Raw genomic sequence first — 13,261 nt, 5'->3', positions numbered from 1 at the left:
CCCCCCCCCCCCCCCCCCCCCCCCCCCCCCCCCCCCCCCCCCCCCCCCCCCACCTTCGACAGGTCCATGGTGGCCATGGACAAGGCAGGGGTTGGAAGAGGTGGAGGAAGATGGGGTCAGAGTCCTTTCGCTGCGCGAAAGGACTCTGACCCCTGCTTTTACCGCTTTTCATTTTTTTTATACGCGGCGGTAGCCACCGGAACCTGTCAGGGCGCCCGGGGGGGGGGGGGGGGGGGGGCGTTGAGCGCCATGGATGGCGCGAAACGAGGCCCGCATGGATGCAGTTTTTGCCGTCCCCCGACCAGCCCTACCGCCCGGCGCCAAACCAGCAAACTGCTCTAAACCACCCGCCGCGAGGGGCTCCGCCGCTCGCAGCACCAAAATCGTATTGCGAATCATTCTCAATAGGCATAGAGTGTGCGCCGCCGGACTGGGGCCGGTGCCTTCCACTCGAGATGCCGATGAAAACCTGCCTGCTGGCCGGCCTGTTACTGGGCGCCGCCGTGATGCCTGCCCATGCGCATACGCCGTACCTGGCGCCTGCGACCTTCCAGATCCAGCCCACCAGCCTGGTGACCCTGGATGCCAGCTTTGCCGAAACCTTCTTCGTGCCCGAAGTGGTGTTCGACAACAGCACCTTCGTGGTGACCGATCCGGATGGGATGCAGCACGCGCCGGATACCGTGCACCTGCTCAAGACCCGCGCGGTGGTGGAACAGCGCCTGCCCGGCAAGAAGGGTACTTACCGCTTCAGCACCGGCAACCGCCTGGGTGCGGTGTTCCGCACTTTTGAGGTCAACGGCAAGGTGGAAAGCAGCCGCGATCCTTCGCAGCCGCTGCCGGTGGGCGCGAAGATCGTCTCGCATTATCAGAGCCTGTCACGTTCGGAGGTGTACCTGACCGCCGGCGCGCCGACCACCGAAGCGCTCGCACCGTATGGGAAGGGCCTGGAGCTGGTGCCGGTAACCCACCCGAGCGACCTGTATGTCGGCGAACACTTCCAGTTCGAAGTGCGCTACGACGGCAAGCCGTTGCCGGCGCAGAAGGTCGAAGTCAACCGCGCGCTCGGCGATGGACAGGCGCAGCCGGCACCAATCGTGCTGACCACCGATGCCGCCGGCAAGGCCAACCTGCCGCTGCAGCATGCCGGCGCCTACCTGGCGCTGATCCGCTACCGCGGCGCGGCACCCGAAGGCGCGGCCGCACCGCAGTACGGCAACAACTACACGCTCAGCTTCCGCGTGCTGGAACCCTAAACCTTCCTTCCAAGGCTCACCCGAATGAACAAGAGCGTGATCTTCATGGCCCTGCTGGCCACGACCACCGGCGCTGCCGCACAGGCGCCCCAAAGCGGCCCGAAGGCGCCATCCTCTGCGGCCGCCGACTTCCTTGAACAGTTTGATCCGCAGGACACCGGCGCGGTCAGCTGGGCGCAGTTCGCGACCTTCCGTCGCGCCCGCTATGACGCCACCGACCGCAACCGCGACGGCAGCGTCGACAAGCAGGAATACATCGAAGAATACCTGCAGCGCTTCGACGAGCGCCTGGCCAAAGCCCGCGCAGGCCACCTGCGGCAGACCGATACGCGCTTCAACGCGCTGGACCGCAACAATGACGGCCGCATCAGCCGCGAGGAATTCGACGCGGCCGGTGAACGCACCTGGGCCGGTTACCTGAAGAGCCAGGAAGCGACCCGCGAGAGTGCGGCGGCGAGCAACCGCGATGCACTGAAGATGCCGACTTCGCACACCGCCAACGGGATGCTGGAACTGTATGACCGCAACAGCGACGGCGTGGTCGACCGGGCCGAATTCGATGCCGTGCGCGCGGCGACCTTCGCCGTAACCGACTCCAACGGGGATGGCCAGCTGGATCTGGCCGAGTACACCGCTGAATTCGCCGGTCGCCTGGATGCGCAGCGCGCCAAGGTGCGCCAAGCCGGTGCCCGCCAGGCAGGTGTTCGCTTCGGTGCGCTGGACACCGACAAGGACGGGCAGATGACGTTCGCCGAATACCAGGTGTCGGGCAAGCGCCTGTTCGAGCGCGCCGATACCAACGGCGATCATATCGTCGATGCGCGCGACCCGGAACCGGTCGCCAAACCCTGATCGACGCCGGTGCCGGCATGCCGCCGGCACCACCGTGTCGCGACCGCTCGTGGCGCGCCCGGAACACCAATTTCCACGACCTCCCAGCCCGCACCGGCGTCCAGCGCGCCGACAGCCAGGAACGGCGTACGTCCAGCCCTTTCTCCCTGCGGAGCTTTCCCGATGAACCTGTCCCTTTCCCTGCTCTCGTTGGCGGTGCTCGCCAGCCTGTCCGCGATACCGATCGCGCATGCCGACGCACCGGCTGATGCCGGTACCCTCGATACCGTGCGCGTGGAAGCCGAGCGCGCGAAGAAGAGCACCTCGCGCAACCAGAACGTCACCGTCCTCACCGCTGCCGACCTGGACGCGGAAATGGCCAACAACATGGAAGAGGCGATCCGCTACATCCCGGGAGTCAGCGTGGTCGACATGGGCCGCTTCGGTGACAACGGCTTCAACATCCGTGGGCTGGAAAGCGATCGCGTGGCGATCACCGTCGACGGGCTGAGCTTGGGCGAATCAGTCGAGACCGCGCGTTCCTACGAGTTCTTCCGCGGTGGCCGTGGCGACGTGGACATCGACACCCTGAAGAGCCTGCAGGTGATCAAGGGCGCCGACTCCATCACCGCCGGCAGCGGAGCGCTGGGCGGCGCGGTGGTGTTCACCACCAAGGACCCGGCCGACTACCTGAAGGCGGCGGGCAACGACACGCACGTCGGCATGAAGTTCGGCTACAGCGGTTCCAACGATGAAGCGATGGGCACGCTGACCTTCGCCAACCGCAGCGGCATCGCCGAATCGATGCTGGTCTACACCCGCCGCGAAGGCCATGAGTCGGAGAGTTGGTACGACACTACGGTGGACCGCATCGGCGTTGGGCGGCGCACGCCGGACCCGGTGGACAGTACCCGTGGCAACCTGCTGGGCAAGCTGGACCTGCAGCTGGACCAGCGCAACACGCTGGGCTTCATGATCGAGCGCGGCCGCGCCCGCAATGAAGTGGACAACCTGTCGCGGGTCTATTCGCCAGGCTACCTGGAGCGCCGTGGTGACGACCGCAACGACCGTGACCGCTACGGCGTGCGCTGGCAGTACCGCCCGCAGAATGCGCTGTTGGACAGCATGGAGGCGCAGCTGGACCGCCAGGTCACCGAAAGCCGCGGCCTGACCACCATCCTCGCCGGCAGTGGCTGCCCGGGCCGCACCGTGCCCTGCCTGCGCAGCGAGAACCGCTCCACCGAGCAGACCCTCGACCGTGCAGCGCTGGATTTCAGCAAGCTGCTGGACAACGCCGGCGCGCGCCATGACATCGTCTACGGCCTGGCCTGGCAGACCCGCGACGTCGACTTCACCGCCGTGGATACGCGCTGGAACGCGGCCGGCGACATCGCCACCGTGGAGCAGGATCCACGCCAGGTGCCGAAGACCGATGCACGCAACTGGAACCTGTACCTGCGTGACAGCGTCACCCTGATGGAGGAGCGTCTGGTGCTCAGTGGCGGCGCACGCTATGACCGATATGACTACTCGCCGACAGTGGACGCGACCTTCGTCGATCCGACCGGCAGCGTGCATGACCTGCGGTTCTCCGCGCCCAGTTGGCAGCTCGGTGCCGAGTTCCGCTTCCTGCCCGACCACGCCGTCTGGGCCCAGGTCGGCCGCGGTTTCCGCGCGCCGAGCGTGGCCGATCTGTACTCACCGACCGGCAGCACGCTTGCCTTTGATGCCGTCACCGGTGCCCAGGTGCAGTTCGATACGTCCTCGTCCAACCCGGAGCTGGACGCGGAAAAGAGCCTCAACGTAGAACTGGGCTACCGCTGGAGCAGCGAGCGCGGCCAGCTGGGTTTCTCGCTGTTCCGCGACCGCTACAGCAACTTCATCGAGACGGTGACCATCGCACAGGCGTACCCCAACGGCTACCGCACCACCGCAGCCGCGCCCATCCAGTACAGCTACAACGCCACCATGCCGATGAATGCCGGCAAGGTCACGGTGAAGGGCGCCGAGCTGGAAGGGCGCTGGCAGTTCAGCGATGCGTGGTCAGCTCGCATTGCCGCCGCTTACAGCGAAGGCGAGAAGGCCAATGGCGATCCGCTGGAAAGCATCGTGCCGGCCAGCGTGGTGGTCGGTCTGCGCTACGCGCCGTCGCCGGCCTGGAATGTCACCGCCAACCTGACCCATGCGTGGGGCAAGAATGCCGATGATGCCTACACCACGCTGGCCAACGGCACGCGCGAGACGCCCGACTGGGTCGGCAAGGCCGATGGCTACACCGTGCTGGACCTGGTGGGCAGCTGGAACGTCACCGAACAGCTGCGGGTCAGCGCGGGCGTGTACAACCTGACCGATCGTGAGTACTACCTGTGGCAGCGCGTGCGCGGCATCTATGAGGGCACCAACACGCTGTACGGCTACGTCAACGAGCAGGGCATCGGCCGCTACAGCGAGCCGGGCCGCAACGCCCGCGTGACCGTGGCCTACAGCTTCTGACACAGCCCGTTGGCAGCGCCGAGCCATGCTCGGCGGACGCAAACGAAAAAGGGACGGAGCTCGCGCTCCGTCCCTCTTTCACTCAGGCAGGACGACCAAGGTCGTCAGCTACGCATGGCGCGGATCAGACCGCGCGGCTGCCGCTGCCCTGGCTGCGGCCACCGCCACCACGGCGCTGGCCCTGGCCCTGCGCAGCACGCGCCTGGCCGGCACCACCGCCGCCTTCGCGACGACCACCGCCGGTCTTCTTCGGGCCTGCATGGGCGTGACGCGGGGCATCGCCGTGCGGACGACGGGCATGCGAGGTCTTGCGCACGCTGCGGTCACCCATATCGCTGTCAGCCTTGCCCGGGGCGCTGTTGCCCCAGCGGATCGGCACCTGCAGCTCGAAGCCCGGCACGTCGCGGATGTCCATGTCGCGGCCGAGCAGGCGCACGATCTGGCGCAGCAGCTTCACTTCATCCTGGGCAACCAGCGAAATCGCTTCGCCGGTGGCACCGTTGCGGCCGGTACGGCCGATGCGGTGCACGTAGTCTTCGGCGACCATCGGCAGGTCGAAGTTGATCACCTTCGGCAGCTCGTTGATGTCGATGCCGCGCGCGGCGATATCGGTGGCCACCAGCACGGTCACGCGGCCGGCCTTGAAGTCCGCCAGTGCACGCAGGCGCTGGCCCTGGCTCTTGTTGCCGTGGATCGCGGCGGTCTTGATGCCGGACTTGTCCAGGAACGCGGCCAGCTTGTCGCTGCCGTGCTTGGTGCGGGCGAAGACCAGGGTCTGCTCGCGGCTGTCCTGGGCGAGCAGGTGCAGCAGCAGGTCGCGCTTGCGACCGCCATCGACCGGGTGCACGCGGTGGGTGATCAGTTCGGCGACGGTGTTCTTCGGCGTGACCTGGATCTGCTCCGGGTTGCGCATGAACTCCATCGCCAGCTGCTTGATGCTCTCTTCGAACGTCGCCGAGAACAGCAGGGTCTGGCGGTTCTGCTTGGGCAGCTTGGCCAGGATGCGCTTGATCGACGGCAGGAAGCCCATGTCGAGCATGCGATCGGCTTCGTCCAGCACCAGCACTTCAATGCCGGACAGGTCGATGCTGCGACGCTCGATATGGTCGATCAGGCGGCCCGGGCAGGCCACCAGCAGGTCCACGCCACGGCGCAGGATGTCCAACTGGTTGCCCATGCCGACGCCGCCGTAGATGCAGGCACTCGGGATGCGCAGGTACTTGCTGTAGCCGCGCAGGCTGTCGTGCACCTGGGTGGCCAGTTCGCGGGTCGGGGTCAGGATCAGGGCGCGCGGCTTGCGCGGGCCGCCGTTGGACACTTCCTGCGAATTGGTGGCCAGGTGCTGCAGCAGCGGCAGGCCGAAGGCGGCGGTCTTGCCGGTGCCGGTCTGTGCGCCGGCCAGCAGGTCACGGCCGGCCAGGGCGAGCGGGATGGCCTGCTCCTGGATGGCGGTGGGGGTTTCATAGCCCTGCTCGGAAAGCGCACGCAGCAGGAAGGGCGCAAGGCCCAGGGATTCAAAAGACATTCGAGAAAGCTCCAAAAACAGAGAACGCCTGGCCGAATGGCCAAGCGGGGGCAGATCGATGAGATCGGCTGACTCGGAGCGTTCCCGTGAACCGCGCTGCGAGAAATTGGGTGCAGCCGGCGCGGAGAGCGCAGGCTGGAATGCGTGACGAACGGCGCCGGAGTGGGGGCGGGCGAGGGGTCGGGTGACCTGGCTCGCCGGCGATCCCGGAGGGAAACGGACGGCCGCTGCAGACCGGCGAAGTCTAACCGAAGAATGAGATCCGGCGCAAAGGTGCGTGTTCAGGTTGGCTGCGTGTACAAGCCGGATCCGGGTTGGGGCCGGGGGGGGGGGGGGGGGGGGGGGGGGGGGGCGGCAGGACACGCCGCAAGTACGTCCTTGTAGGCTGCGTCGCCGCATCCATGCGGCTCAGCGTCCTGCCAACCCTCCCCGCCCGGCTCCTGACACACGCTCCGTGGCGTCTGGAGAGCGGGGGTAGCGCCGAGCCGTGCTCGGCGGAAAGCGGGGGCGCGAGGGGGGGCGGATGATCGGCGTGCTCGGCATACACTCCTTGCCATGCGGCGGCGCAGCTTTCCGCTGTCGCGGGGGTTTGATTACACTTGAAACTTGTTTGCCACCTCAGCCGGATGTGCCCATGAAGCTTGGTTCTTTGAAGGAAGGCGGCCGCGACGGCACCTTGGTCGTCGTTTCGCGTGACCTGCAGCGCGGGGTGCGCGCCACGGGCATCGCCGCGACGTTGCAGGCGGCGCTGGAAGACTGGACGCGTAGCGCGCCGCGGTTGCAGGCGTTGTCGGATTCGCTGAATGCCGGTGATGCCGATGGGGTGTTCGACATCGATATGCAGGCGCTGGCCTCGCCGCTGCCGCGTGCGTATGAATTCCTGGATGGCAGTGCCTACCTGCCGCACGTGGCACGGGTACGCCGGGCGCGCGGCGCGGAGGTGCCCGACAGCTTTTATACCGATCCGCTGATGTACCAGGCGACCAGCGCCGGTTTTTATGCTCCGCGCGATGCGGTGAAGGTGGTCAGCGAAGACCATGGCATCGACCTGGAAGCGGAGATCGTCGTGGTCACCGATGACGTGCCGATGGCCGTCAGCCCGGAACAGGCAGCCACGCACATCCAGCTGATCGGGCTGGTCAACGACGTATCACTGCGCAACCTGATCCCGGGCGAGCTGGCCAAGGGCTTCGGTTTCCTGCAGTCCAAGCCGCGCTCGGCGCTGTCGCCGGTGTTCGTCACTCCCGATGAGCTCGGTGATGCGTGGCAGGACAGCAAGCTGCATCTGCCGCTGGTGACCCATGTCAACGGCGCCTGGTTCGGTGCGCCGGAAGCCGGCGTGGACATGCAGTTCAACTTCGGCCAGCTGGTGGCGCACGCGGCGAAGACCCGTCCACTGGGCGCGGGCACCCTCGTCGGTTCGGGCACCATCGCCAACGAGGACACCGGCAAGGGGGCGTCGTGTTTCGCCGAGCTGCGCACGGTGGAAACGCTGCGCGACGGCAAGCCGAGCACGCCGTTCATGTCGTTCGGCGACGTGGTGCGCATCGAGATGCTGGACGCCAACGGGGCCAGTATTTTCGGTGCCATCGAACAGCGCATCGAGCAGGCCGCCACGCCGTGAGCGGCGCATCGGCGCCTGCGCCGGGCGGGCAGGGCGAGATCGTCCTGCATACCTATTGGCGTTCCAGCGCGGCCTACCGCGTGCGCATCGGGCTGAACCTGAAAGGCCTGGTCTGGCAGGGTCACGCGGTACACCTGGTGCGCGGCGGCGGTGAGCAGCATCGGGACAGCTATCACCGGTTGAATCCGCAGGAGCTGGTGCCGACGCTGCAGCATCGTGGGCAGGTGCTGACCCAGTCGATGGCGATCCTGGAGTATCTGGACGAGGTGTTCGCCGACCACGCGCTGTTGCCGGCCGACCCGTCCGGGCGCGCACGGGTGCGTGCCTTGGCCCAGCTGGTGGCCTGCGATATCCACCCGCTCAACAACCTGCGGGTGATGCAGTACCTGGAGGGGCCGTTGCAGCTGGCCGCGGATGCGCGCACGCAGTGGACCCTGCACTGGATGGCCGAAGGGCTGTCGGCGATGGAGACGATGCTGGCCGCCAACCCGGACACCGGCACGTTCTGCCACGGTGTCCGACCCGGCCTGGCCGATGCGTGCCTGGTGCCCCAGCTGTACAACGCGCATCGCTTCGGACTGGACCTGGCCGGTTACCCCATCCTGCGCCGCATCGAAGCGGCCTGCCTGGCGCTGCCGGCCTTCGATGCCGCCCGCCCCGAGAACCAGCCCGACGCCGCCTGACGAAAAAGGGGACGGAGGGGATTAAGTCGTTTTCCACCCGACCGGTCGAAAACGACTTAATCCCCTCCGTCCCCTTTTTCTAGAAGCCGTGCGAGATGCTCGGCTGGCCGGCGGAGAAGTCCGCGTAGGGATCGTGCTCGCCGCTGCTGCCTTCGGACAGGCGGAACTTCAGTGCCAGCCCGTCGCGTGAATCGGCCGCGCGCAGCGCCTCTTCGATGTCGACGATGCCGTCCTTGACCATCCGGAACAGGCACTGGTCGAAGCTTTCCATGCCTTCTTCCAGCGAAGCTTCCATCGCGGCCTTGATCTCGTGCACCTGGCCGCGGCGCAGCAGGTCGCGGATCATCGGCGTGTTGATCAGCACTTCGGTCGCCGGCAGGCGGCGGCCATCGTGGCCCTTGACCAGGCGCTGGCTGATGACGCCGCGCAGGTTCAACGACAGGTTCATCAGCACGTTGCGATGCGCGCTTTCCGGGAAGAAGTTGAGGATGCGTTCGATCGTCTGGTCGGCGTTGTTGGAGTGCAGGGTGGCCAGGCACAGGTGCCCGGTTTCAGCGAAAGCGATGGCCGCCTCCATCGTCTCCGCATCCAGGATTTCGCCGATCAGGATCACGTCCGGCGCTTCACGCATCGCGTTCTTCAGCGCGTTGTGGAAGGCGTGGGTGTCCAGGCCGACTTCGCGCTGGTTGACGATCGACATCTTGTGCTTGTGCAGGTATTCGATCGGGTCCTCGATGGTGAGGATGTGCCCGGTCGTGGTGCTGTTGCGGTGGTCGATCATCGACGCCAGCGAGGTCGATTTGCCCGAGCCGGTGGACCCCACCACCAGCACCAGGCCCCGCGGGGTCATGATGACGTCCTTCAGCACCTGCGGCAGGTTCAGCTCTTCGATGCTGGGGATCCGGCTGCGGATGGCGCGGATGACCATGCCGACTTCGCCGCGCTGCTTGAACACGTTCACGCGGAAGCGCCCGGTGTCGGCCAGGGCGATCGCCATGTTGAGCTCCAGGTCGCGTTCGAACTGGGGCACCTGGCCTTCGTCCATCAGCGAATAGGCGATTTTCTTGACCATCCCCGGCGGCAGGCCGGTGTTGCCCAGCGGGTAGAGCTTGCCTTCAATCTTGATGTACACCGGCGCGCCGGTCGTCAAAAACATGTCCGAAGCGTTCTTTTCGGTCATCAGCTTCAGGAAGTAGCCGATATCCATCGCGTTTTTCCCCAAAAACGAGTCGCCGACGGCTCAAGTTGCATGCATGGCGTCGGCATGACGACAATGGCCGTGCACAACAACCGGCACGGCCTCCCCAAATGAATCGACGTAGCTTCGCACAAATGCGCCATGGCCTGTATGTGATGGCGTTGGCATTCGCACTCTCCGCCCCCGCCCCGGCTTTCGCCCAGGACGGTGCGCTTGAGTTGTCCCAGGCCCGCCAGGCGGTGGACCGGGCCACCCAGGCAGACGCCGACCAGTACGCGCCGGACCTGATCGGCATGGCCCGGCAAGGGCTGCAGCAGGCCCAGCGTGCCGCCGACGATCGCCGCGAGCGCAAGAACGCGCCGGCCATGGCCCTGCGCGCTGCCGCCGACGCCGACCTGGCCCGCGCACGCAGCGAGGAAGCCACCGCGACCTCGCAGCTGCAGCTGCGCCGCAATGAAGTCAACCAGCTGCAGCGCCAGCTCGAAACCGGGGAAAACCGCTGATGCGTGCACGTTCGATCTATCTCGCTGCCGGTCTTCTGGCCCTGCCGCTGCTGGCCGTCGCCGCCGATGACCCGCTGGTACTGCAGCTCAACCAGCGGCTGATGGCGATCTCGGCCAACCCGGACACGGCCAACCTGGGCGCCTTTGAACGGATGCAGGCACAGCAGGCGATCAGCACCTTCAGCAACGCCAAGCGCCGCGACCAGGAGCTGACCCGCTACCTGGCCGAGCGCCGGGTGGAGATCGCCGAGACCGCCGTGCGTGCCGCCCTGGCCCAGCGCGAGGTCGACCAGCTGGAGCGCACCCGCAGCGATCTGCTGATCGAGGCCAGCCGCCGCGAGGCGGCGCGCGCGCGCCAGGAGGCCGAGCGCCTGCGCGTGCAGGCACAGATCCAGGCTGAAGAGTCCGAGCGCCTGCGCCTGGCTGCCGAAAGCGAAGCGCTGGCCCGCCAGGACGCGGAGAACGCGCTGACCAGCGTGGCCGGCAAGCAGCAGCAGCGTCTGAGCGCAGCCCAGCAGAATGCCGCCAAGCTGGCCCGCGAAGAGGCCGAACTGGTCTCCGGGCAGAAGCTGCCGGGCAGCCGGTTCGACAGCCGTGGGGAAGTGTTCACGCTGGGGGGCGATGCCTACGCCAATGGCCAGGTGGCCCTGTCCAACACGGCAAAGAACCAGGCCAAGGCACTCGGCGAGTACCTGAACATCGGTCGCAAGGGGCGGGTGCGGATCGAGGCGTATGACAGTGCCAACGGCGTCGGCCAGCGGCGTGCCGAAGCGCTGCGCGACGCACTTGTCGCGGCCGGGGTTGCCAGCAACCGCATCCAGGTCGCCGGCAAGAAGGCGGCGTCCACGCGCGCCCGTTCGGCAGAGGTGATCGTTTCACCTTAAAGTATTGTTTTCGTTAATAAATGAGCGTCCGTTCTCACTTGCCTGAACCACTCGTCGCCGCAACAGGGTTTTTTGTCGCATGGGGCTTGTAGCCCCCCTCGGGCAAGCGTAGGGTCAATCGTCCGGGACGCATCGTGCGGACCGGACGACGGGAGGGCCGGGCCGATGCAATCTGGGCACGAACCGAAGCAGGCAATCATCCACGGGCCAGTGTGGAATGCCGGACGGAACGCCGCCCTGCGCGCGGACCGCGCCCTTCTTCTCCCGACAGACGCCCCGTGCCGCCAGGCCGGGGCGTTCGTGTTTCTGCTGAAGGAGGTACATCATGTTTGAAGATCAGTCCCAGAGCGAGATCGAGGCCCGCCGCGCGCGCGATCCGGAATTCCGGACCCTGCATGACGAACACCGGAAGTTGAATCGCCAGTGCATGGATGCCGAACTCGGCGTGTTCGCCGTGAGTGATGTCACCCTGGGCCGGATGAAGCGGGAAAAACTGCTGGCCAAGCAACGTCTCCTGCGCATGCTCGAGACTGCCCCGCAATCGCAATCGCAATCTCACTCCTCCCCCTCGCATTGACGCATCCGCGCCCCGTCGGGCGCTCCGGCCAGTAACGGCCGTCGTGTCGGCGCGCCGTTGAGGCCGACACCGCCCGGGCACCGCACGCCGTGGTGCCCGGGCTGCTTCAACCCGTTCCCTGTCGCGGGCGGCGTGGACCTCCTCGTCGGTCCATGTCGTCCGCGCCACTTGGCCCCGGCGCATTCTTCGAGCCAGCGGCCGGCCCGCAAGGCCTACCATCTTCACGCCCATACAGCGGATAATCCAATGTCCGGCCCTGCGCGGCGCGAATCGAAGTTCCCCCGAATGCCCATCCATGCTTCCGTCCTCGACCTCATTGGCCAGACCCCCATCGTCAAGGCCCAGCGCCTGGATACCGGTGTCTGCGAGCTGTTCCTGAAGCTCGAAAGCGCCAACCCGGGCGGATCGATCAAGGACCGTATCGGCCTGTCGATGATCGAGGCGGCGGAAAAGCGCGGCGACTTGAAGCCGGGCGCCACGCTGGTGGAAGGCACCGCGGGCAATACCGGCCTGGGTCTGGCGCTGGTGGCCCAGCAGAAGGGCTACAAGCTGGTGCTTGTGGTTCCCGACAAGATGAGCCGGGAAAAAATCTTCAACCTGAAGGCGATGGGCGCCGAAGTGCGGCTGACCCGTTCGGACGTGGCCAAGGGCCATCCGGAGTATTACCAGGACCTGGCCAAGACCATCGCCGACCAGATCCCCGGCGCCTATTTCATCAACCAGTTCGGCAACCCGGACAATCCGGCAGCGCACGAGTTCGGTACCGGCCCGGAAATCCTGGAGCAGATGGGCGGCGAGCTGGACGCGATCGTCTTCGGCTGCGGCAGCTCGGGCACGATGACCGGCCTGTCGCGCGCGTTCTCCACCCTGTCGCCGAAGACCGAGCTGGTGCTGGCCGATCCGGTGGGCTCGATCCTGGCCGAATACATCAACGACGGCGTGCTCAATGACAAGTCCGGCAGCTGGCTGGTGGAAGGCATCGGCGAGGACTTCCTGCCGTCGATCTCCGACTTCAGCCGGGTCAAGAAGGCCTATGCCATCACCGACGCCGAAAGCTTCCACACGGCCCGCGAACTCCTGGGCAAGGAAGGCATCCTGGGCGGCTCGTCGACCGGCACCCTGCTGGCGGCGGCGCTGAAGTACTGCAAGGAGCAGACGACGCCGAAGCGGGTGCTGGTGCTGGTATGCGACACCGGCAACAAGTACCTGTCTAAGATGTACAACGACTACTGGATGCTGGACAACGGCTTCCTGGAGCGCCCGCAGCACGGCGACCTGCGCGACCTGATCCTGCGCCCGTACGGCCAGCGCGACACCGTGGTCATCGGCCCGAACGACCTGCTGACCACCGCTTACCAGCGCATGAAGCTGTATGACGTGTCCCAGCTGCCGGTCGTCGACGGCGACACGCTGGTCGGCATCGTCGATGAAAGCGACGTGCTGCTGCATGTGTACGGCGATGAAGCGCGCTTCCGCGATACCGTGTCCACCGCGATGGTCAGCAAGTTGGACCGGCTGGACGTGAAGTCGCCGATCGAAGCGCTGTTGCCGGTGTTCGACCGCGGCCAGGTGGCGATCATCATGGACGGCGATACGTTCCTGGGGCTGATCACCCGTATCGACCTGCTGAACTATCTGCGTCGTCGCGTTCAGTAAGGCGACGTTCGCAGATTTTATGTTCTGAATC

The 13,261-nt window shown here is 66.4% G+C and carries 11 protein-coding genes; 9 read left to right on the top strand and 2 right to left on the bottom strand.

Annotated elements, in window-relative coordinates:
* The first annotated feature begins 461 nt into the window (after positions 1–461).
* From H9654_RS14055 to H9654_RS14045, 3 genes are all read left to right on the top strand, one after another.
* Positions 462–1,256: a DUF4198 domain-containing protein gene (locus H9654_RS14055; RefSeq protein ID WP_191771365.1), complete on the top strand. Its 795-nt coding sequence runs from the start codon at positions 462–464 to the stop codon at positions 1,254–1,256.
* Between the two features lie 24 nt (positions 1,257–1,280).
* Positions 1,281–2,108, top strand: a complete 828-nt coding sequence (locus H9654_RS14050; RefSeq protein ID WP_191771363.1) for an EF-hand domain-containing protein — start codon at positions 1,281–1,283, stop codon at positions 2,106–2,108.
* A 162-nt stretch (positions 2,109–2,270) separates the two neighbouring features.
* Positions 2,271–4,580: a TonB-dependent hemoglobin/transferrin/lactoferrin family receptor gene (locus tag H9654_RS14045; RefSeq protein ID WP_191771361.1), complete on the top strand. Its 2,310-nt coding sequence runs from the start codon at positions 2,271–2,273 to the stop codon at positions 4,578–4,580.
* Positions 4,581–4,704: 124 nt separating this feature from the next.
* Here H9654_RS14045 and H9654_RS14040 read toward each other — a convergent pair whose 3' ends face one another.
* Entirely contained in the window at positions 4,705–6,105 is a 1,401-nt protein-coding gene (locus H9654_RS14040; RefSeq protein WP_191771359.1) for a DEAD/DEAH box helicase, read from the bottom strand.
* A gap of 634 nt (positions 6,106–6,739) precedes the next feature.
* Here H9654_RS14040 and H9654_RS14035 point away from each other — a divergent pair.
* Together H9654_RS14035 and maiA are read left to right on the top strand one after the other, a co-directional pair.
* Positions 6,740–7,729 (top strand): fumarylacetoacetate hydrolase family protein, encoded by a 990-nt coding sequence (locus tag H9654_RS14035; RefSeq protein ID WP_191771357.1) that lies wholly within the window; start codon positions 6,740–6,742, stop codon positions 7,727–7,729.
* A complete protein-coding gene (gene maiA, locus H9654_RS14030; RefSeq protein WP_318241145.1) occupies positions 7,726–8,412 on the top strand; it encodes a maleylacetoacetate isomerase in 687 nt (228 codons plus the stop codon). The genes H9654_RS14035 and maiA overlap by 4 nt, the downstream gene beginning before the upstream one ends.
* A gap of 79 nt (positions 8,413–8,491) precedes the next feature.
* On the opposite strand, the gene H9654_RS14025 is transcribed toward maiA, so the two are convergent.
* On the bottom strand, positions 8,492–9,619 hold the full coding sequence (locus H9654_RS14025) for a PilT/PilU family type 4a pilus ATPase (protein ID WP_191771347.1): 1,128 nt from the start codon (positions 9,617–9,619) through the stop codon (positions 8,492–8,494).
* Between the two features lie 125 nt (positions 9,620–9,744).
* Here H9654_RS14025 and H9654_RS14020 point away from each other — a divergent pair, with 125 nt between their 5' ends.
* From H9654_RS14020 to H9654_RS14005, 4 genes are all read left to right on the top strand, one after another.
* Positions 9,745–10,113, top strand: a complete 369-nt coding sequence (locus tag H9654_RS14020) for a DUF4398 domain-containing protein (protein ID WP_191771406.1) — start codon at positions 9,745–9,747, stop codon at positions 10,111–10,113.
* The gene (locus H9654_RS14015; RefSeq protein ID WP_191771345.1) at positions 10,113–10,997 is read left to right on the top strand and encodes an OmpA family protein; all 885 of its coding nucleotides are present in this window, start codon (positions 10,113–10,115) and stop codon (positions 10,995–10,997) included. The genes H9654_RS14020 and H9654_RS14015 overlap by 1 nt, the downstream gene beginning before the upstream one ends.
* Positions 10,998–11,322: 325 nt before the next feature.
* Complete coding sequence (locus H9654_RS14010; protein ID WP_191771332.1) at positions 11,323–11,574, top strand: HP1242/YdcH family protein; 252 nt, start codon at positions 11,323–11,325, stop codon at positions 11,572–11,574.
* A 285-nt stretch (positions 11,575–11,859) separates the two neighbouring features.
* Entirely contained in the window at positions 11,860–13,230 is a 1,371-nt protein-coding gene (locus H9654_RS14005) for a pyridoxal-phosphate dependent enzyme (protein ID WP_101100167.1), read from the top strand.
* Positions 13,231–13,261 lie beyond the last annotated feature (31 nt).

This window comes from Stenotrophomonas lacuserhaii, assembly GCF_014836545.1.
GTDB lineage: Bacteria > Pseudomonadota > Gammaproteobacteria > Xanthomonadales > Xanthomonadaceae > Stenotrophomonas > Stenotrophomonas lacuserhaii.
Note: the sequence above shows the minus strand (reverse complement) of the source record. Positions and strands in the feature narration are given on the sequence as shown.